The sequence below is a fragment of the Aeromonas sp. 600948 genome (assembly GCF_049174875.1).
Classification (GTDB): domain Bacteria; phylum Pseudomonadota; class Gammaproteobacteria; order Enterobacterales; family Aeromonadaceae; genus Aeromonas; species Aeromonas veronii_A.
In genome coordinates this window covers 105,956-125,633 of sequence record NZ_JAAKTY010000012.1, presented here as the reverse complement: position 1 = coordinate 125,633, position 19,678 = coordinate 105,956, and the positions used below count along the sequence as shown (strand labels likewise).

The 19,678-nt window shown below is 59.0% G+C and carries 15 protein-coding genes; 8 read left to right on the top strand and 7 right to left on the bottom strand.

What is annotated here, in order from left to right:
- The first annotated feature begins 218 nt into the window (after positions 1–218).
- Complete coding sequence (gene nifJ / locus G5182_RS12240; RefSeq protein ID WP_421254414.1) at positions 219–3,764, top strand: pyruvate:ferredoxin (flavodoxin) oxidoreductase; 3,546 nt, start codon at positions 219–221, stop codon at positions 3,762–3,764.
- Between the two features lie 111 nt (positions 3,765–3,875).
- On the opposite strand, the gene G5182_RS12235 is transcribed toward nifJ, so the two are convergent.
- A complete protein-coding gene (locus G5182_RS12235; protein WP_421251986.1) occupies positions 3,876–5,240 on the bottom strand; it encodes an MDR family MFS transporter in 1,365 nt (454 codons plus the stop codon).
- 185 nt (positions 5,241–5,425) lie between these two features.
- Here G5182_RS12235 and G5182_RS12230 point away from each other — a divergent pair, with 185 nt between their 5' ends.
- The gene (locus tag G5182_RS12230; protein WP_421172810.1) at positions 5,426–6,028 is read left to right on the top strand and encodes an HAD family hydrolase; all 603 of its coding nucleotides are present in this window, start codon (positions 5,426–5,428) and stop codon (positions 6,026–6,028) included.
- A 54-nt stretch (positions 6,029–6,082) separates the two neighbouring features.
- Here the strand turns inward: G5182_RS12230 and G5182_RS12225 are convergent, their stop codons facing one another.
- Positions 6,083–6,430, bottom strand: coding sequence for a hypothetical protein (locus G5182_RS12225; RefSeq protein WP_254204217.1), 348 nt, complete (start codon positions 6,428–6,430; stop codon positions 6,083–6,085).
- A gap of 858 nt (positions 6,431–7,288) precedes the next feature.
- Between G5182_RS12225 and G5182_RS12220 the strand changes: the two genes are divergently transcribed.
- Positions 7,289–8,554, top strand: coding sequence for a RidA family protein (locus tag G5182_RS12220; RefSeq protein WP_421172809.1), 1,266 nt, complete (start codon positions 7,289–7,291; stop codon positions 8,552–8,554).
- Positions 8,555–8,626: 72 nt separating this feature from the next.
- Here the strand turns inward: G5182_RS12220 and G5182_RS12215 are convergent, their stop codons facing one another.
- The 3 genes from G5182_RS12215 to G5182_RS12205 all read right to left on the bottom strand — a co-directional run bounded on the left by G5182_RS12215 (position 8,627) and on the right by G5182_RS12205 (position 11,226).
- Positions 8,627–9,103, bottom strand: a complete 477-nt coding sequence (locus G5182_RS12215; RefSeq protein WP_421254413.1) for a LuxR C-terminal-related transcriptional regulator — start codon at positions 9,101–9,103, stop codon at positions 8,627–8,629.
- 241 nt (positions 9,104–9,344) lie between these two features.
- Positions 9,345–10,208, bottom strand: a complete 864-nt coding sequence (gene hchA, locus G5182_RS12210; protein WP_323969944.1) for a glyoxalase III HchA — start codon at positions 10,206–10,208, stop codon at positions 9,345–9,347.
- A gap of 145 nt (positions 10,209–10,353) precedes the next feature.
- Positions 10,354–11,226 (bottom strand): LysR family transcriptional regulator, encoded by an 873-nt coding sequence (locus tag G5182_RS12205; RefSeq protein WP_042055160.1) that lies wholly within the window; start codon positions 11,224–11,226, stop codon positions 10,354–10,356.
- 135 nt (positions 11,227–11,361) lie between these two features.
- Between G5182_RS12205 and G5182_RS12200 the strand changes: the two genes are divergently transcribed.
- The gene (locus G5182_RS12200) at positions 11,362–12,390 is read left to right on the top strand and encodes an NAD(P)H-quinone oxidoreductase (protein WP_376888696.1); all 1,029 of its coding nucleotides are present in this window, start codon (positions 11,362–11,364) and stop codon (positions 12,388–12,390) included.
- Positions 12,391–12,698: 308 nt separating this feature from the next.
- On the opposite strand, the gene G5182_RS12195 is transcribed toward G5182_RS12200, so the two are convergent.
- Together G5182_RS12195 and tkt are read right to left on the bottom strand one after the other, a co-directional pair.
- The gene (locus tag G5182_RS12195) at positions 12,699–13,619 is read right to left on the bottom strand and encodes an FRG domain-containing protein (RefSeq protein ID WP_376888698.1); all 921 of its coding nucleotides are present in this window, start codon (positions 13,617–13,619) and stop codon (positions 12,699–12,701) included.
- 174 nt (positions 13,620–13,793) lie between these two features.
- Positions 13,794–15,785 carry a transketolase gene (gene tkt / locus G5182_RS12190; protein WP_149153405.1) on the bottom strand — a complete coding sequence of 664 codons (1,992 nt, stop codon included), beginning with the start codon at positions 15,783–15,785 and terminating at the stop codon, positions 13,794–13,796.
- Positions 15,786–16,134: 349 nt separating this feature from the next.
- On the opposite strand from tkt, the gene metK reads away from it, so the two are divergent.
- The 4 genes from metK to rsmE all read left to right on the top strand — a co-directional run bounded on the left by metK (position 16,135) and on the right by rsmE (position 19,510).
- On the top strand, positions 16,135–17,286 hold the full coding sequence (gene metK, locus G5182_RS12185) for a methionine adenosyltransferase (protein WP_005343827.1): 1,152 nt from the start codon (positions 16,135–16,137) through the stop codon (positions 17,284–17,286).
- 68 nt (positions 17,287–17,354) lie between these two features.
- On the top strand, positions 17,355–17,882 hold the full coding sequence (locus G5182_RS12180; protein ID WP_266134109.1) for a SprT family zinc-dependent metalloprotease: 528 nt from the start codon (positions 17,355–17,357) through the stop codon (positions 17,880–17,882).
- Positions 17,883–17,955: 73 nt separating this feature from the next.
- Positions 17,956–18,660, top strand: a complete 705-nt coding sequence (locus G5182_RS12175) for an endonuclease (RefSeq protein ID WP_421231384.1) — start codon at positions 17,956–17,958, stop codon at positions 18,658–18,660.
- Positions 18,661–18,778: 118 nt separating this feature from the next.
- Entirely contained in the window at positions 18,779–19,510 is a 732-nt protein-coding gene (gene rsmE / locus G5182_RS12170) for a 16S rRNA (uracil(1498)-N(3))-methyltransferase (protein ID WP_058058894.1), read from the top strand.
- Positions 19,511–19,678 lie beyond the last annotated feature (168 nt).

Genomic DNA, 19,678 nt, shown 5'->3' with positions numbered 1-19,678 from the left:
ACGGGCCATGTCAATGGCCCATCAGCCACCTCCCGTTGGCTGTCAGCAGAAAATCATGCACCCACGCAGCGGGATTAAATTAACCACTATTACTGACTTATTAATTGATTATTTATCCCGTTTGATACGCTCTCATTGCCCCTCTTACTATGCCTGCGACCTATCCATTGCCGATGCAACTATCGGCTTTCAAACTGGCATAGCAAAGTGGAAAACACATGATCACCACAGACGGGAATAACGCAGTCGCCTCGGTGGCGTACCGCACCAGCGAAGTCATCGCCATCTACCCCATCACCCCCAGCTCGGCCATGGCTGAGCAGTCGTCGGCCTGGTCGAGCGAACGGGGCAAGAACCTGTGGGGGGATGTGCCCCGGGTTGTCGAGATGCAGTCGGAAGGGGGGGCCATCGCCGCCGTCCACGGCGCCCTGCAGACCGGCGCGCTGGCGACCTCGTTTACCTCGTCGCAGGGGTTGCTGCTGATGATCCCCAACCTCTACAAGCTGGCGGGTCAGCTCATTCCCTTCGTGCTGCATGTGGCGGCGCGCACCGTGGCGACCCATGCGCTATCGATCTTTGGCGATCACTCGGACGTGATGGCGGTGCGCCAGACCGGCTGTGCCATGCTCTGTGCCAGCAATGTGCAGGAGGCGCAGGACTTTGCCCTGATCTCCCAGATAGCGAGCCTCAACAGCCGCCTCCCCTTTATCCACTTCTTCGACGCCTTTCGTACCTCTCACGAGATCGCCAAGATAGCGCCGCTCGCTGACGACACCCTGCGCGCCCTGCTGCCCGCAGATGCCATCCGTGCCCATCGTGACCGGGCGCTCACCCCCGACAAACCGGTCATTCGCGGCACCGCCGCCAACCCGGACACCTACTTCCAGTGCCGGGAGGCGAGCAACCCCTGGTATGACGCCGCCTATGGCCATGTGAGCGAGGCAATGCAGGCTTTTGGCGAGCAGACCGGCCGCCACTACCGGCCGTTTGAATATGTCGGCCACCCGCAGGCGGAGCGGATTGTGGTGCTGATGGGCTCGGCCATCGGCACCTGTGAAGAGGTGATCGAGCGCCTGCTTGCCCAAGGGGAGAAGGTGGGGCAGGTGAAGGTGCGGCTGTTCCGCCCCTTCTCGGCCGAGCACCTGCTGGCCGTGATTCCCGAGAGTGCCCGCGCCATCGCCGTGCTGGATCGCACCAAGGAGCCGGGCGCACAGGCCGAGCCCCTCTATCTCGACGTGATGACAGCGCTGGCCGAAGCTGTCAGCCGGGGCGAGCGGGCAAGCCTGCCGCGGGTTATCGGCGGTCGCTATGGCCTCTCCTCCAAAGAGTTCGGCCCCGCCTGCGCGCTGGCGGTGTTTGCCGAACTGGCGCAAGAGAACCCGCGTCCACGCTTTACCGTCGGCATCTTCGATGACATCACAGGTCTCTCGCTACCGCTGCCCGCGCTGGATTCGCAAAGCCCCATCCACGGCCAGCAACACAAGCTGGAGGCGCTCTTCTACGGCCTTGGCAGCGACGGCACCGTCTCGGCGGCCAAGAACAGCATCAAGATCCTCGGCAACCACACCGACCTCTATCCGCAGGGCTATTTCGTCTACGACTCCAAGAAGGCGGGCGGCCTCACCGTCTCTCACCTGCGGGTGGGCGAGCGGCCGCTCCAATCGGCCTATCTGGTGGAAGAGGCGGACTTTATCGGCTGCCATCAGTGGCAGTTTGTCGACAAGTACCGGATGGCGGAGCGCTTGAAAGCGGGCGGCATCTTCCTGCTCAACACCCCCTACAGCGAAGCGGATATCTGGCAACGTCTCCCCAGCGAGGTGCAGCATGCCCTGCGCGAGAAAGAGGCGCGCTTCTACATCATCAACGCCGCCAAAATTGCCCGCGACTGCCAGCTCGGCAACCGCATCAATACCGTGATGCAGATGGCCTTCTTTCAGCTCAGCGCCATCATTCCCCCCGCAGAGGCGACCAGCCTGCTGAAGCAGGCCATCGCCACCAGCTATGGCAGCAAGGGACAAGCGCTGGTCGAACGCAACTGGCAGGCTCTGGAGGCAACCTGCGCCGCACTGACCAGGGTGCAACTTGGCGAGCTGGATCCTGCCAGCCGCCCGCGCCCACCGGTGGTTTCGGCCAAGGCCCCCGACTTTGTCCAGACCGTCACCGCCGCCATGCTGGCGGGGCTGGGTGACAGCCTGCCGGTCTCCGCCTTCCCGCCGGATGGCACCTGGCCGGTCGGTACTACCCGCTGGGAGAAGCGCAACATCGCCAAGGAGATCCCCATCTGGGAAGCGGAGCTCTGTACCCAGTGCAACTACTGCGTCGCCGCCTGTCCCCACTCGGCCATTCGCGCCAAGGTGGTAGAACCGGATGCACTGGCCGCTGCTCCCGCTACCCTGGATGCGCTGGATGTGAAATCCCGTGACATGCGCGGCCAGCAGTACGTGCTGCAGGTGGCGCCGGAGGATTGCACCGGCTGCAATCTCTGCGTTGAGGTGTGCCCGGCCAGGGATCGCAGCAACCCGGATCGCAAGGCGATCAATATGGCTTCGCGCCTCGATCACCTCGACGAGCAGAAGGCCAACTACGACTTCTTCCTCGACCTGCCAGAGCGCAGCGCCGAGCAGCTGGAGCGCATCGACATCCGCACCTCCCAGCTTATCTCGCCGCTGTTTGAATACTCGGGCGCCTGCTCCGGCTGTGGCGAGACCCCCTATATCAAGCTGTTGACCCAGCTCTATGGCGATCGGCTGCTGATTGCCAACGCCACCGGCTGCTCGTCCATTTATGGTGGCAACCTGCCTACCACCCCCTACACCACCAACGCCGACGGGCGTGGGCCGGCCTGGGCCAACTCGTTGTTTGAAGACAACGCCGAGTTCGGACTGGGCTTCCGTCTTACCGTCGATCAGCACAGGGAGCGGGTGCGCCGTCTGCTGGCGAGCCTGGGCGACACCATACCGGCAGCGCTGCGCGAGGCGCTCGGCGATGCCACCCTGCCGGTTTCCGAGCAGCGGGCCCATATCCAGCAGTTGCGAGCGCTTCTGCAGGAGAGCCAGACCCCGGCAGCCCAAGAGCTGGCTCGCGATGCAGACTATCTGGTGGAAAAATCGGTCTGGCTCATCGGCGGCGATGGCTGGGCCTACGACATCGGCTTTGGCGGGCTCGACCATGTGCTGAGTCTGGGGGAGAACATCAATGTGCTGGTACTCGACACCCAGTGCTACTCCAACACCGGCGGCCAGCAGTCGAAGGCGACGCCACTCGGTGCCATTACCAAGTTTGGCGAGCAGGGCAAGCGCAAGGGGCGCAAGGATCTCGGGGCCAGCGTGATGATGTATGGTCACGTCTATGTGGCGCAGATCTCCCTCGGTGCCCAGATGAACCAGACCGTGAAGGCGATTCAGGAGGCGGAAGCCTACCCGGGGCCGTCGCTCATCATCGCCTACAGCCCCTGCGAGGAGCATGGCTACGACATGGCCGAGAGCCACGAGCAGATGAAACAGCTGACTGCCACCGGTTTCTGGCCTCTCTACAGCTTCGATCCGCGCCGCGCTGACGAGGGCAAGTTGCCGCTGGCACTCGACTCGCGGGCACCCAATGCCTCGCTGGCCGAGACCTTGCGCCATGAGCCCCGCTTCCAGCGGCTGGAGCGCCAGCTGCCGGAGGTGGCCAGCCAGCTCTATCAAGAGGCAGAGCAGGAGGCCAATCGCCGCTTCGCCTGGCTGAGCCAGCTGGCGGGCAAGGAGAGTCCGGCGCAGGAGTAACCTGAGAATGGCTTGATGGCAACAGCCACTCTATTCGCCAAATAACAATCAGGGCTCCCCGCGGGGAGCCCTGATGCTAGCTATGGTGAGCCTATGTCGGCGCAGGTCAAATCAGGCGCTGATAGAGGCCAGCTCATGGCGCTTCAACGCCAGCAGGGTGATGAGCAGCGCCAGCGTGGCGATCAGTGCCATGCCGATATAGGTCGCGCTGAAGCCCGGGGCCAGCAGATCGGGGGCGAGCCGGCTCAGATCGCCACCGCTGCCAGCAGGCAGGCGCAAGTGGAACAGCATGGAGCAGATAGCCACGCCGACGGCACCGCCGAGCTCCCGCCCGAAGTTGAACAGCGACATGCCGATGCCGCGATCCTGCCGCGGCAGGGCATTCTGCACCACCACCGAGAGGGCGGGCAGCACCAGACCGAGACCAATACCGGCAAACCCGAGCGCCAGTCTGACCCAGGCATCGAAGTGGATCTGCCACAGAGCCACTGCCGCGAGGCCAAAGCCCACCGCGACAAAGCTCTTGTAGTGACCGGTACGGCCAATCAGCTTGCCGCCGACAAAGGCCCCAGCGGTGATGCAGATCATGAAGATGACCATGATGGCGCCGCTCTCGCTGGCGCTCATCCCCTTCTGCCACTGCATCTGCAACGGCAGATAGACCAGCACGGCAAACATCAGCAACTGGGAGAGCATCACCAGCAGCACACTCACCAGATAGCCGGGCAACCGGGCCAGATGGGCGGGCAATATGGGGTCGTGGGCGCGCCGTTCAATCAGAATCAGCAGCAGCAATGCAACGCCCAGCGCCGCCGAAAGCCAGACGGCGGGCAGCGCCGCTTCCGGCGAGAGCAGCAACAGGGTGAGCGTGGTGACGGTAATCAGCAGACCCGCCCCCTTCCAGTCGAAGCGACTGTGGCGACGCACGTTGAGCTGCTTGAGGTTGCGGTTGATGAGAAAGACTGCCAGCGCCCCGAGCGGCAGATTGATCCAGAAGATCCAGCGCCAGCTGAGCTGCTCGGTGAAGTAGCCGCCGAGCAAGGGGCCAGCGATACTGGAGACCGCATAGACCGCCGAAATGTAGCCCTGATATTTGCCCACCTCCCGCGGCGGAATGGTATCGGCAATCACGGTAAACGCGAGGGCAATCAGACCGCCGCCCCCCAGCCCTTGCAGCACCCGCGCTGCCAGCAGGGTCTGCAGATCCTGGGAAAGAGCACAGGCCACCGAGCCCGCCAGAAACAGGCCGATGCCGATATTGAGCATCCGCACCCGACCAAAGAGATCGCTCAGCTTGCCATAGAGGGGCAGCACGGCGGTGGCCGCCAGCAGGTAGGCGGTGACCACCCAGGTGAGGGCGGCACCGGCATGCAGCTCGGCGCCAATCATGGGCAGCGGGGTAGTGACGATGCTCTTTTCCAGTGAACCGAGCGCGATCACAAGCGCCACACTGGAGAAGATGGTTTTGGGGGACATTTTCGAGGTCATAAGCGGACTCGCAGATCTGATATGCCAAAGTATCCGGCAATGAACGGATTATTGTCTCACAAATCAGCAAGAGATAGAAAAAACGGCGGCCACAATCTGCCCAACCATGAGGCCGATCCCACAAAACGCCGACCGTTTCTGCTAGCCTGCCCTATTTGATTCGAGGAGCCCCCATGAGCGAGCGTGAGCAGTACGGGTTTGATCACTACGATGCCCTGATTTTCGATATGGATGGCACTTTGGTAGATTCCATGCCCCTCCATCTGGATGCCTGGGAGCTTACCTGCGCCGAATTCGGCATCCCCTTCGAGCGGGATCAGCTCTATCAGTACGGCGGCATTCCCACCCGCAAGATCATCGCCATGCTGGCCGAGCAGCAGGGGCTGACGGTGGATGTCGAGGCTTTTACCCGTCGCAAGATTGCCCTCTATATGGAACATATCGACAAGGTCAGCGTCTTTCCCAAGATGTGGGAGCTGGTCAGGCACTATCACGGCAAGGTCAAGATGGGGATTGGCACCGGCTCACCGCGCAATCAGGCGGACTCCATCCTCAAAAGCACCGGGCTCGATGCCTATATCTCTGTGGTGGTCAGCGCCGATGATGTCACCAACCACAAACCGCATCCCGACACCTTCTTGCGGGTGGCCGAGCTGCTCGGCGCCAATCCCGCCAACTGTCTGGTGTTTGAAGATACCCGGATCGGGCTTGAGGCTGGCAAGGCGGCAGGGATGGATACTCTACTGGTAATGGAAGGCGAACTGCACCAGAGGTAGATCGCAAGCGGACAGCGGCAACATGGCGCCACCTCGATGGTGCCATGATGCTGTTCAACTCGCGGATAAAGGGTTCTCCTGCAAACAGGAGACGAGCGTCGGCCCAGTGGCAACTGTCAAGGAGAGTGCATCGACCATGGCTTCCTCCTTCCATGCCTGATGCTGGCGCAACAACGCCAGTGCTTCAACCGGCGTATCTGCAAAGATGGGGGCCGCCATGGCGGCAAATCCCTGCTCAACCAGTTGACGACGCTCATCGCTATAGCGCGGGGCATTGGCATCGAGATAGGTAAGCGCCTGGCCCAGCGTGAAAAAGTGATAGTTGGGCATCGAATGACCCTCAAAAATAAAGTGCCATTCTACTCCTTTCTGCTCCATTTCCAGCCTTAAACCCTTGTCCATCCGGTGATCTCGTTCACATTTTTGTTAACAATCCCGCAGACAACCATGCCACGGCAGCTGGCCTCGCCCGCGACCCTTTCATCCCTGGCAGGCTGTAGACTACAACCGGCGCAGAGAGCCCGATCCATAGCGCTGCGTCGAGCCAACGTCATCCTCTCTTGACCATGCCGCACCCGGTCAGCCGATATATTGCCAACCCTGGTCACCTCGATATGGGACCACTGGGCTGTGTCACGCATATTTCACCAGATACATAAAAAGATAAAAACGCTCCGAGTCTTGGCCAACCGTCAGCCTACCGATAATTAACAAGCATCCCCCATGCAAATATTTGAATTATATTCCAGCCACATCTTTAACTACTGTTACAGTAATGTCTGCTAACATATTTTTGCGCGGCAAGATAGATGACTAAAAAAACATAAAGTACATATCTATGCACAATAAAATAGTTTGATGGCAGCTTGATGCATCGCATTAACCCTTTCTTTACACTCCTTCACTGCCAAGGTATCTGCCCCAACCCCCGCCCGGACTGGACTATTGCTCGATGCATGGCCATTGGCGGACAAACAGGTGACTATTCAGCATGAATTGAATAGCAATCACATTAAATTTGCACCCATTGAGCCATCTCATAGAAATGCAATCAGCGGTTTGCAACCCCTGATAGCCACTCATAGAATCGCAGCGTCTGAAATATCTACCCTGTCCTCTCCTCCCTTATTGCTCTCAGTAATTGAGTGGATCACAAATAATAACCGGGGATGCCGCCGCTGGCGCAGTGGCCATGGCGCACAACGAGATGGGGTAAACCTGTACCTGAATGAACAACAAATATTAAAAAGAGGCATATCTATGAGTGGCACCATCATCAAGTCGGCAAGAAATACCCCCCATGCACCCCAGGATCTGGGCCCCTGCACCCAAACGGTGGCGTTTTCTCATTACAACAATATCTCCGCCCAGCTGCCGGTCGATCCCGCCACCGGCAAGATGGTAAGCGGCGATGTCACCGCGCAGGCCAGACAGTGCCTGAGCAACCTCAAGGCGATCATCGAGAGCATCGGCCATGTGATGGACGATATGGTGAAAGCGACCATCTTCCTGAAAGAGATGGCGGATCTGGAGGCGGTCAACGCCGTCTATCGCGAATTCTTCCCGGGCTATCTGCCGACCCGCACCACCCTCGCCGTCGCCGCCCTGCCGCTGGGTGCGCTGGTGCAGATTGATGCCATCATCTCCAACGGCGAAGGCACCTTCCCGCAAGATCCTTGCCCGCTGGTGAAGCTCGCCCGCAACAGTGACAAGGCGCCGCACAATCCGCTCTCCACCCATACCGTGGCCTTCTCCCACTACAACAATATCGGCGCCCAGCTGCCGGTGGATGCAGCCTCGGGCCAGCTGGTTGCTGGTGGCATCAAGGAGCAGGCGGGCCAGTGCCTGCGCAATATCAAGGCGGTGCTGGAGAGCATCGACGTGCCGTTTGACGATATCGTCAAGGTCACCGTCTATCTGACCGATCTGGCCGATCTGGAGGCCGTCAACGAGGTCTACACCACCTTCTTCCCCGACTCTGCCATTGCCCGCGCCGTGGCCTACCTGCCTGCCCGCTCGGTGGTCAGTGCCGCCGCCCTGCCCATGGGGGCACGGGTGCAGATGGATGCGGTCATCTCCCACGGTGACGGCACCCCGCCGCAACTGGTGGAAGACCGTCACAATCTGGTGATCCGCGCCCGCAATACCGACAAGGCACCGCGCAGCCCCTTGCACACCCAGACCGTCGCCTTCTCCCACTACAATCATCTCTCTGCCCAACTGCCGATTGACCCCGCAACCAGCAAGATCCTGGCTGGCTGCATCAAGGAGCAGACCGCCCAGTGCCTGAGCAATATCAAGGCGATTGTGGAGAGCATCGGCCATGTGATGGACGATATCGTCAAGGTGAATATCCAGCTCGCCAATATCGCGGATCTGGATGCGGTCAACGCCATCTACACCAAATACTTCCCGGGTTATCTGCCTGCCCGCACCGTATTCGGGGTCAGTGAGCTGCCCGCTGGCGCCCTGGTGCAAATTGATGCGGTGATGTCCAACGCGGAAAGCACCCCGCCGCAGGCGTAAAGGTTGCGGAAATAAAAAAAAGACCGGCTATATGCCGGTCTCTTTTTACATGCCAGACAAAGGGGTAGCCCCTCAGCCCTCAATATCGCGGTTCCTGATCGCCACTCTGACCGCCTCTGCCGTGGTGGCTACACCGAGTCGACGGAGAGCACTGCGCAGATGGTTCTCGACCGTGCGCACCGAGAGTTTCAGGGTGGTGGCGATATCGGCATGGCGCCAACCCCGGGAGACCCACTCCAGCACTTCGCGCTCGCGCCCAGTGAGGCCACGCTCGTGACCCGCTACCGGCATCTCCATCAGCCGACGAGCTGCATGAAAAGCCGCCGCCGCGATCAGCGCAAGGCCAACCCGAGTGTGGGAGCTGGCATCGATCTGATCGCCGCCAAAGCTCATCGCCCCTTCCAGTCCCAACGGCCCATAGACGGGTACCTGCAAGCCATGTCGGCCCGGCCCCTCAGGCTGGCGAACGATACGGTACTGCTCACCAACGGCACCAACCGTTTTGCTCCAGAAGAAGGGCTGGTCTCGCTCCCTGATATGCATCGCCATCGGGCACTCGCGCATATAGGCATGCAGGTCGACCGCCTCGCCGCTCTCCAGCCACTCCCCTCCAGCCAGTAGAGATGCTCGACCACCCCCTCCTCGCTGGCACTGATGGAGAAGAGCGCAAAGCGGTGATACCCCAGCGGGGTGGCAAAAGCGCGCACCAGCGGCTGGATCTCCTCCAGCCGCTGGCACCCTTCCAGCGCCACCGCGACCTGCAGCGCATTCGCTGGCGATGACGACAACCTCATCGCTTGGCAACCGCCTCCAGCAAGGTGGTAGCAGCCAGCTTGCCGAGGTTATTGCCCGCCAGCGGGCTGTCACCGGTCAGCAGATTGCGATCCCGGCACACCTCTCCCGAGATGCCGTTGTTGACGATCTCAAAGCCAATCTCTTTGAGCCTCTCGCCAAACTTCCAGGTAAGGTGGCCAGGCATATAGCCAATTGCCGGGGTCTGGGCATCCAGCTCATCGGGGAAAGCGCAGATCTTGTAGCCCGCGAAGGTCTCTGGATTGGCCACCGCCAGCAGCGCAGCAGGCCCGTGACAGAGGGAGATGATGAAGCGATCGTTGGCCATCGCCCACTCCAGCAGCGCTTTCACCTCGGCACTCTCCGGCAGCCCCATCAGGGCGCCGTGGCCGCCGGGAATAAAGACGCCGATATAGTCCGAGTCGGCGGCCAGCGCCTGTTTCAGCAGGTCGGCCAGCTTGGCCGGTTGGCGGAACTGCGCCTGATATTTGCCATAGAGCCCCAGCACCTCTTCGTCTTCGCCGGGCATGGCCCACCACTCGAACTTGACCGGATTGCCGGAGAGGGTGGCCACGTCAAAGGCAAAGCCCGCCTTGTCGAGGTGATACATGGGCAGCAGGGTTTCGACCGGATGGTTACCGGTGGAAAACAGGGTGCCGTTGTCGGTGGGCAGATAACGCTCATCGGCACCGATCAGCAGGATCTTCCAGCGCCCCTCCCGATAGGGAGCGGGATAGTCAGCCCCGGCAAGGTCAGATTTGCGCGAGGTGAACTGGCTCAGGGAGTAGGGCGACGGAAAGAAAGCATTCTGCTCTGCCGGATCCGGGGTCGGTTGTTTATCGTCAACAAGCATATCGGTCATGGGTCAGGCTCCAGTAGTGGTGGACTCGGTCTCACAGTATTGACTGTCAGAGACCAAGTAAATGAGGGTTTTCCCTCAACCGCCATGACGATGGCAAGAGGTGTGACCGCGCTGCGACAAAACCTGAACAGAATCCCCGCCAGACTTAGGCCATCGCGGCAAATGCCCTGACGATGGCATCCATGACCGCCCTGACCCGCGCGGCATGCTGCACATCCTGATGGGTCACCAGCCACACATCGTAGGATTGCTGTAACTGCCGCTCGGGCCAGACCCGCACCAACCCGGCTTGCTCGGCAAGCGGAACCGCCACCTCGCCAAGCCCCAGCCCCATCAGCAGGGCCTGACGCAGCATCAGGCTGGTATTGACCCCCGCGGCGACCGTGGCCCCCTCGGCCGCCTCTTCGAGCATCATTGGCGAGCGAGCGCTCTGCCAGTGGGGCTCATACACCACCAGCGAATGGCCCGCAAAACCGGTGCCCGCTTCGGGAATGCCATGGCGAGCCAGATAGTCGGCGGAGGCATACAACCCGACCGGCCAGGAGGCCAGCTTGCGAATAATCAGGTCGGGATTGTCCGGCTTCACCGTCCGGATCGCGATATCCGCTTCCCGCAGGGACAGATTGACCACCTGGGTCGAGGTATTGAGGATGACCCTGATATCGGGATAACGCTGATGCAGCTCGGTCAGGGCCGGTATCAGAAAATCCATCCCCAGGGTGTCTGTGGTCGCCACACTGACCTCCCCAACCAGGCGGTTGTCGACCCCTTGCGCCGCCCGCACAAAATCAATGGCTGCCAGCTCCATCTGCTGGGCGCTGGCCAGCACTATCTCTCCGACATGAGTCAGCACATACCCTTTGGATGTGCGGAGAAACAGCGTGGCCGCCAGACGATGCTCCAGTGCGGCAATCCGCCTGCCAATGGTGGCCTGATCGACCCCGACCACACGGGCGGCGCCCCTCAGGCTCCCTTCCCGATGCAACGCCAGAAAAATTTTCGCATCATCCCAGTTCATCACGACTCCCGGTTGAAATGCATTTTTGCATTACAGGTGAGGGATAATACTGCGTTTATTCATCAGCAATCTCCACTATCTTGGTGCTCATCCCATCCGGGGAACCTCATATCACCTCGTTACAAGGAGCCGCTGATGCATAACGCCTATTCCATTCCCGCCACCATGAGCGCGGTAGAAATTACCCAGCCCGGTGGCCCCGATGTCTTGCAACTGACCACCCGCGCCACACCGGCGCCCAAGCCCGATGAGGTTTTGATCCGGCACTATGCGACCGGCATCAATGGGCCGGATGTGATGCAGCGCAAGGGGCTCTACCCGCCTCCGGCAGGAGCATCGGATATTCCCGGGCTGGAGGTTGCCGGGGTCGTGGTCGCCAAGGGGGAGCAGGTTACCCATCTCAAGGTTGGCGACAAGGTCGCCGCGCTGATTTCGGGTGGCGGCTATGCCGAGTACAGCGTCGCCCACCAGAGCAATGTCCTGCCCCTGCCGCCCGGATTGAGCTTTGTCGAAGCCGCGGCGCTGCCGGAAACCTTTATGACGGTCTGGTCAAATATGTTTGAACGGGGTCAGTTTAAAAAAGGGGACATTATCTTGATCCATGGCGGTGCCTCCGGTATCGGCACGACAGCCACCATGCTGGCCAAGGCATTTGGCGCCGCCAAAATCATCACCACGGTCGGCTCACCCGAGCAGCAGACCGCCAGCATCAAGCTGGGCGCGGATGTGGCCGTACTCTACAAGGAGGAAGATTTTGTCGAGGTCGTGCATGCCGCCACCGATGGGCATGGCGCCGACATCATTCTCGATATCATTGGCGGGGAGTATGTCGCGCGCAACTATGCGGCGGCCGCCATCAATGGCCGCATAGTCCAGATCGGCATTATTGCGGGCGCCGCCCCCAATCTGGATCTGTTTCCCATGCTGCAAAAGCGGCTGACCCATATCGGCTCTACCCTGCGCTCGCGTACTCCTCAGGAAAAAGCCGAACTGATTGCCCAACTGCAAACTCATGTCTGGCCATTTATCGAACGCGGCGAGGTCAAACCGCAGGTTTACCAGACCTTCCCGCTGGATGAGGCCGCTGCCGCTCACCATTTGCTGGATTCAGGCCGTCATATCGGCAAGCTGGTATTAACCATGGCGCCGTTGTCGTCAGATTGATAAAGCCCATCGTGAAGCAGGCCGAGGTGGATGCGGTGATGTCCAACGCGGAAAGCACCCCGCCGCAGGTGTAAGGGTTGCAATAAATAGAGACCGGCTATATGTCGGTCTCTTTTTTGGTAACAGGAGGGAGCATTATTTTTATGGCATCATCTTAATGAACGTGAACGTTCGATTACGCTTCGCTAATTTAACCTACGAACTACGAGCTAGCTCAAATTGATATCGTAACCTTCGATGCGTAAAACAACATGATTCTGTCGTAAGGTTTTCATGATTAACTATCAATCGTCACCCATCATTACATCCTATTTATATTGATGCATTGACAACAATTGTTTAGCAACCCCATCATAACCAGGGAATATACGTGCGGAGTCATAGCCCAACTTATCTAAAATACGACTCCCTTTAGCTGCTTCGCTACACGGTAAAATAAATCTCTTAAAAATATTAGGCACTCTAGTATCATGCTTAATTTGAGAAATTATTAGTTCATCTAATGGTCTTCTATCTGTTAGCGCAGCGACCTGACCCAACATCATAGCTTGTAGCTCTGAAGTATGAGGCTGAACCATAATAGGCCAATGTGTAAATAATCCTTTTTGTGCACTGATATTGGGGTTCGCGGCATAATGAGGGGTTACGAAATTGACATTAATCGAATTAACTGTAGGTTTTAAAAAAGAAAGGTACTCTTTATTTAAAGCCCAAACGCATAACTTTGTATTTTTATTTAATGCTCCTCTAAATGCAAAATATAATGCAACATAAATATCATATGTCCAGTCGAGTAAACGAGTTGGTATCCCATAATGTTGAGCAAGCCCTGCAGTTTCTAATAAATCACTGGGAATCCATGTTTCACTATAATTATTATTTGTCATCCCCATAAAATCAAAATCCTGAGACAAATTTTCTCGAACTCTTGATGATACTGGAACGTCTAAACCACGTTGGTCTGCCAGTCGATAAAATGAACGCAACAGATGATATTCAGCAGAAATTTGCCACCTTTGCCATAGATGCTGTGGCTCTATAGGCTTACCCAAACCGCAAACATGCCAGAATTGATCAATATATTCTAGCCGCAATGCAGTCGGAATTAGTTTATAGTGTTCTTGCCCATGCCCTCGAAAAATATAGCCATTAATATCAGTTTCATTTCCCCAAGGGGATATAAATTCAAAAAGTTCCTCTACCTTTCCAAATTCAACTGTTTCTATCATAGAAAGTCACCACAATCGTATTTTTCACATAACAACCATTCATTGACACTCAATGCAATATAAGTAACTAATTTATTTTTAACAGTTTCCATATTTGTAGGCATCGCAACGATTTTATAAAAAAAGCGCCTCCCGAAGGAGGCGCTTTTCAGTTCTATACACAGCAATTAGCTATTAAAGGGACTCTGCGGTCGCAACCACGTTTTCCACGGTAAAGCCGAATTCCTTGAACAGCAGCTCGGCCGGTGCAGACTCACCGAAGGTGGTCATACCGATGATCTTGCCGCCGAAACCGACGTACTTGTACCAGTAGTCAGCGATGCCGGCTTCGATGGCCACACGCTTGGTGACGGAGGCCGGCAGGACGGACTCTTTGTACTCGGCAGACTGGGCGTCGAACACGTCGGTAGACGGCAGAGAGACCACACGCACGGCACGGCCCTTGGCAGTCAGCTGCTCATAGGCGGCAACGGCCAGTTCCACTTCGGAACCGGTGGCGATCAGGATCAGCTCCGGCGTACCGGCGCAATCCTTCAGCACGTAACCACCCTTGGCGGTATCAGCCAGCTGCTGGGCAGTACGGTCCATCTGAGCCAGGTTCTGACGAGAGAAGATCAGAGAGGTCGGGCCGTCGGTACGCTCGATGGCGTGTTTCCAGGCGATGGCAGATTCAACTTGGTCACACGGACGCCAGGTGCTCATGTTCGGAGTCAGACGCAGGGAGGCGATCTGCTCAACCGGCTGGTGAGTCGGGCCATCTTCACCCAGACCGATGGAGTCGTGGGTGTAAACGAAGATAGCGCGCTGCTTCATCAGGGCGGCCATGCGCAGGGCGTTGCGAGCGTACTCCATGAACATCAGGAAGGTAGCGCCGTAGGGGATGAAACCACCGTGCAGGGCGATACCGTTCATGATGGCGGACATGCCGAACTCGCGTACACCGTAGTGGATGTAGTTGCCGGAGGCATCGTCGTTGGTCAGGGACTTGGAGCCGGACCACATGGTCAGGTTGGACGGAGCCAGGTCAGCAGAGCCGCCCATGAACTCCGGCAGCAGCTTGCCGAAGGCTTCCAGAGAGTTCTGGGACGCTTTACGGGTCGCAATCTTGGCCGGGTTGGCTTGCAGGGTTTCGATGATCTTGGCGGATTCGGCAGCCCAGTTGGCCGGCAGTTCGCCAGCGGTGCGGCGCTTGAATTCGGCAGCCAGCGTCGGGTGAGCGGCTTCATAGGCGGCGAACTTGGCAGCCCAGTCGGCTTCCAGTGCAGCGCCCTTCTCCTGAGCGTTCCACTCGGCAGCGATATCGGCCGGGATAACGAACGGCGCGTGGTCCCACTTCAGGAAGGCACGAGCAGCGGCGATCTCGTCGTTGCCCAGCGGTGAGCCGTGGCAGTCGTGAGAACCGGATTTGTTCGGGGAGCCGTAACCGATGATGGTGCGGCAGCAGATCAGGGTCGGCTTGCCGGTCTCGGCCTTGGCGGCTTCGATGGCGGCATTGATGGCTTCCGGGCTGTGACCGTCAACAGCCGGGATAACGTGCCAGCCGTAAGCTTCGAAACGCTTGACGGTGTCGTCGGTGAACCAGCCTTCTACGTGACCGTCGATGGAGATACCGTTGTCATCCCAGAACGCGATCAGTTTGCCCAGTTGCAGGGTACCTGCCAGGGAGCACGCTTCGTGGGAGATACCTTCCATCAGGCAGCCGTCGCCCATAAAGGCGTAGGTGTAGTGGTCAACGATGTCGTGGCCCGGCTGGTTGAACTGCTCAGCCATGGCTTTCTCGGCGATCGCCATACCAACGGCGTTGGTGATGCCCTGACCCAGCGGGCCAGTGGTGGTTTCCACGCCCGGTGCATAGCCGTACTCCGGGTGACCCGGGGTGCGAGAGTGCAGTTGGCGGAAGTTTTTCAGATCGTCGATGGAGAGGTCATAACCGGAGAGGTGCAGCAGGGAGTACAGCAGCATGGAGCCGTGGCCGTTGGAGAGAATGAAACGGTCGCGGTCGGCCCACTTGGGGTTGTTCGGGTTATGTCTGAGGTGGCTACGCCACAGCACTTCGGCGATATCCGCCATTCCCATGGGGGCGCCCGGGTGACCGGAGTTGGCTTTTTGAACGGCATCCATACTCAATGCACGAATGGCATTGGCAAGCTCTTTACGAGAAGGCATCTGAATCTCCTGCGATTGCTTCATTTGATGGCCAAGATTAAGGCGCGTTATTGTCCCAGCAGGGCGCGCGGCGTGCAAATATTATCTGGATGAATAAAGTGGCTTTGGGAGGACAATCGCTTTTCTTGCCCTCTATTGGCCAAAGCAACCAGAGAAAAACGTTTGATTTCCATCCCTTTCGGGATAGGAGAGCACCGCTTGTGACCCATTGGACACTGCGCGACAAAATAGTGCTGGCAATCGCGGGGGGCGCTAATTAATATAGACGTCCAGATGTAGATACCTCTACACCATCCCATTCACCCGGTTATTGCTGTGGCGATAACCCAGACAAGCTGAGATTCATATCATGGCAAAGCTGTTTACTTCCGAGTCGGTCTCCGAAGGCCATCCAGACAAGATTGCGGACCAGATCTCCGATGCGGTACTGGACGCCATCCTCAAGCAAGATACCAAGGCCCGTGTCGCCTGCGAGACCCTGGTCAAGACCGGTATGGTCATGGTGGCCGGCGAAGTAACCACCTCTGCCTGGGTTGATATCGAAGAGATCGTGCGTGATACCGTGCGTGAAATCGGCTACACCCACTCCGACATGGGCTTCGACGCTGACTCCTGCGCCGTGCTGAACGCCATCGGCAAGCAGTCCCCGGACATCAACCAAGGTGTTGACCGCAGCGATCCGCTGGAGCAGGGCGCTGGCGACCAGGGCCTGATGTTCGGCTACGCCACCAACGAAACCGACGTGCTGATGCCGGCCCCCATCACCTACTCTCACCTGCTGGTGAAGCGTCAGGCTGAAGTGCGCAAGAACGGCACCCTGCCGTGGCTGCGTCCGGATGCCAAGAGCCAGCTGACCTTTGCCTACGACGACGCAGGCAAGATCATCGGTGTCGATGCCGTTGTACTGTCTACCCAGCACGCTGAATCCATCAGCCACAAGGATCTGGTTGAAGCGGTACGCGAAGAGATCATCAAGCCGGTGCTGCCGGCCGAGTGGGTCAACAAGGACACCAAATACTTCATCAACCCGACCGGCCGTTTCGTTATCGGCGGCCCGATGGGTGACTGCGGTCTTACCGGTCGCAAGATCATCGTCGACACCTACGGCGGCATGGCTCGTCACGGTGGTGGCGCCTTCTCCGGTAAGGATCCGTCCAAGGTTGACCGCTCCGCTGCCTACGCCGCCCGCTACGTTGCCAAAAACATCGTGGCCGCCGGTCTGGCCGATCGCTGTGAAATCCAGATCTCCTACGCCATCGGTGTGGCCGAGCCGACCTCCATCAGCGTCGAGACCTTCGGTACTGCCAAGGTTGCCGAGGATCTGCTGGTCAAGCTGGTACGCGAGCACTTCGAACTGCGCCCGTATGGTCTGATCGAAATGCTGGATCTGAAGCGCCCAATCTATCAGGCCACCGCTGCCTACGGTCACTTCGGTCGCGACGAGTTCCCGTGGGAGCAGACTGACAAGGCCGAACTGCTGCGTTCCGCCGCTGGCCTGTAAGGCTCGCTGTTGTGATAAAAGGGGAGCCTGGCTCCCCTTTTGCTTATCCGCCATTTGACGAGATGTTGATGTCTGCCACCCCTGCCCAGCTTGTCGCCCTGCTGCAACAACGCGTAGAAGCCTGCTTTGTGCAAGCCGAGGCGCGCCTTGGCCGCACCTTCCCCCGCCCGCGGATCTACTGCAATATGCGGGGCCGGGCGGCAGGATCGGCGCGGCTGCAAACCTGGGAGCTGCGCTTCAATCCTGCCCTCTATCAGGCCAACCAGCAGGCGTTTCTGGATGAGGTGGTGCCCCACGAGGTGGCCCATCTGCTGGTCTATGCCCTATGGGGTGACGGGCACGGCAAAAACCGGGTGCTACCCCACGGCCGCCAGTGGCAGTCGGTGATGCGGGAGGTATTCGGCCTTGAGCCCAGAACCACCCACAGCTTCGATCTGGCGGTATTGGCCCAGCGCACCGTGCCCTATCGCTGTCACTGCCAGCAGCATCAACTCTCTATTCGCCGTCACAACAAGGTGGTGCGTGGCGAGGCCCGCTATCACTGCCGCCGCTGCAAGCAGCCGCTGGAGCGGGAACGGCCGGAGCCAGAGCAGTAAGCCAGCTTGTGTCGCGCCCCTGTGGTAGGGTGCCCGCCATCGTTCGTCAATCACCCCGTTTGCAAGGAATCCCATGCGTTTCATCTCCTCCCTCGCCCTGACCCTGCTGGCCGGTTTACCGCTGCTCAGCTCCCCCCTGCACGCCCAGACCTTTCGCGAAGCCAAGCAAGATCTGGTGAAGCTCTATCGCAGCCAACCTGCGGTCACCACCTTCTACTGCGGCTGTGACATCGACTATCAGGGCAAGAAAATGAGCCCGGATCTCGCCAGTTGCGGCTATGAGCCGCGCAAGCAGGCCAAGCGCGCCGCCCGCATCGAGTGGGAACACGTGGTCCCCGCCTGGGAGTTCGGCCACCAGCTGCAGTGCTGGCAGGATGGCGGTCGCAAGAACTGCGAAAAAGCGAGCCCCGAGTTCAACAAGATGGAGGGGGACATGCACAACCTCTTCCCCGCCATTGGCGAAGTGAACGGCGATCGGGCCAACTACCGCTTCTCCGACTGGAACGGCAAGCCGGATCAGTACGGCCAGTGTCAGATGCTGGTGGATTTCAAGGATCGTCGGGTGCAGCCGCCCAAGGGGCAGGTACGGGGCCAGATTGCCCGCGCCTACCTCTACATGAGCCAGCAGTATGGGCTGCGTCTGGCAGCGCAACAGCGTAAACTGTTTGAAGCTTGGGACAGGCAGTACCCGGCAGAGGGCTGGGAGTGCGAGCGCAACCGCCGCATCGGCAAGCTGCAGGGCAACACTAATCCCTTTATTGAAAAGCAGTGCCAATAACCCCATTTGACCAGGGAGGGGATCACCCCTCCTATCATGAAGCCCTTCCCTTCTGCCGCGTGAGCCTTGCTCACCGCAGGATATAAAGGGTTTCCAAGCAAGAGACTGACAAGCAGCCATGCGCATTCCACGTATCTATGAACCGGCCACCCTGCAAGTTGGCCAGACCATCGCCCTGTCGGAAGACGGCGCCAACCATATCGGCCGGGTACTGCGCATGCAGCCGGGCCAGCAGCTCGAGCTGTTCAATGGCGATGGCAATCAATATCCCGCCACCATCGCCAACGTCGGCAAGAAGTCGGTGGACGTGACCATCGACAGTTGTGACGCCCAATCGGTGGAGTCACCGCTGGCCATCCACCTCGGTCAGGTGATCAGCCGTGGCGACAAGATGGACTTCACCATCCAGAAATCGGTGGAGCTGGGCGTCACCTGTATCACCCCGCTCTTCTCCGAGCGCTGCGGCGTCAAGCTGCCAGCCGATCGACTGGAGAAGAAGCGCGAGCAGTGGCAGAAGGTGGTGATCAGCGCCTGCGAACAGTGCGGCCGCAACGTGGTGCCCGAAGTGCGTATGCCAATGGAGCTGGACGCCTGGCTGGCGGAAGAGACCAAAGAGCTCAAGCTCAACCTGCACCCGCGCGCCGAGTACAGCATCAACACCCTGCCCGTTCCCGAGCATGGCGTGCGCCTGCTGATTGGCCCGGAAGGGGGATTGTCGAGCGACGAGATCGCCCGTACCGTGCAGGAAGATTTCAAAGAGATGCTGCTGGGGCCGCGGGTGCTGCGCACCGAAACCGCCGCCCTGACTGCGATCACTGCGCTGCAGTGCCGCTTTGGCGATCTCGCTTGAAACCAGTCCAATGTCTTACTGCGAGGTCGTGATCAAGGCTCATGCGCTGCTCGCTTATGTGGAACCAAGAGGCTCACGTATGTCTATACGCTCCGGTTCCTGCGCTGCTCTTTACCTTGCTGACGACCTCTCGTGACAGACTTTGAACAGGTTTTAAGAATCTCACTC

Coding starts and splice junctions, on each gene's coding strand:
- metK (WP_005343827.1), top strand. CDS start 16,135: ATGGCAAAGCTGTTTACTTCCGAGTCGGTCTCCGAAGGCCATCCAGAC.
- G5182_RS12195 (WP_376888698.1), bottom strand. CDS start 13,619: ATGATAGAAACAGTTGAATTTGGAAAGGTAGAGGAACTTTTTGAATTT.
- G5182_RS12175 (WP_421231384.1), top strand. CDS start 17,956: ATGCGTTTCATCTCCTCCCTCGCCCTGACCCTGCTGGCCGGTTTACCG.
- G5182_RS12200 (WP_376888696.1), top strand. CDS start 11,362: ATGCATAACGCCTATTCCATTCCCGCCACCATGAGCGCGGTAGAAATT.
- tkt (WP_149153405.1), bottom strand. CDS start 15,785: ATGCCTTCTCGTAAAGAGCTTGCCAATGCCATTCGTGCATTGAGTATG.
- G5182_RS12205 (WP_042055160.1), bottom strand. CDS start 11,226: ATGAACTGGGATGATGCGAAAATTTTTCTGGCGTTGCATCGGGAAGGG.
- G5182_RS12220 (WP_421172809.1), top strand. CDS start 7,289: ATGAGTGGCACCATCATCAAGTCGGCAAGAAATACCCCCCATGCACCC.
- G5182_RS12230 (WP_421172810.1), top strand. CDS start 5,426: ATGAGCGAGCGTGAGCAGTACGGGTTTGATCACTACGATGCCCTGATT.
- G5182_RS12225 (WP_254204217.1), bottom strand. CDS start 6,430: ATGGACAAGGGTTTAAGGCTGGAAATGGAGCAGAAAGGAGTAGAATGG.
- G5182_RS12235 (WP_421251986.1), bottom strand. CDS start 5,240: ATGTCCCCCAAAACCATCTTCTCCAGTGTGGCGCTTGTGATCGCGCTC.
- rsmE (WP_058058894.1), top strand. CDS start 18,779: ATGCGCATTCCACGTATCTATGAACCGGCCACCCTGCAAGTTGGCCAG.
- nifJ (WP_421254414.1), top strand. CDS start 219: ATGATCACCACAGACGGGAATAACGCAGTCGCCTCGGTGGCGTACCGC.
- hchA (WP_323969944.1), bottom strand. CDS start 10,208: ATGACCGATATGCTTGTTGACGATAAACAACCGACCCCGGATCCGGCA.
- G5182_RS12180 (WP_266134109.1), top strand. CDS start 17,355: ATGTCTGCCACCCCTGCCCAGCTTGTCGCCCTGCTGCAACAACGCGTA.
- G5182_RS12215 (WP_421254413.1), bottom strand. CDS start 9,103: ATGGCGATGCATATCAGGGAGCGAGACCAGCCCTTCTTCTGGAGCAAA.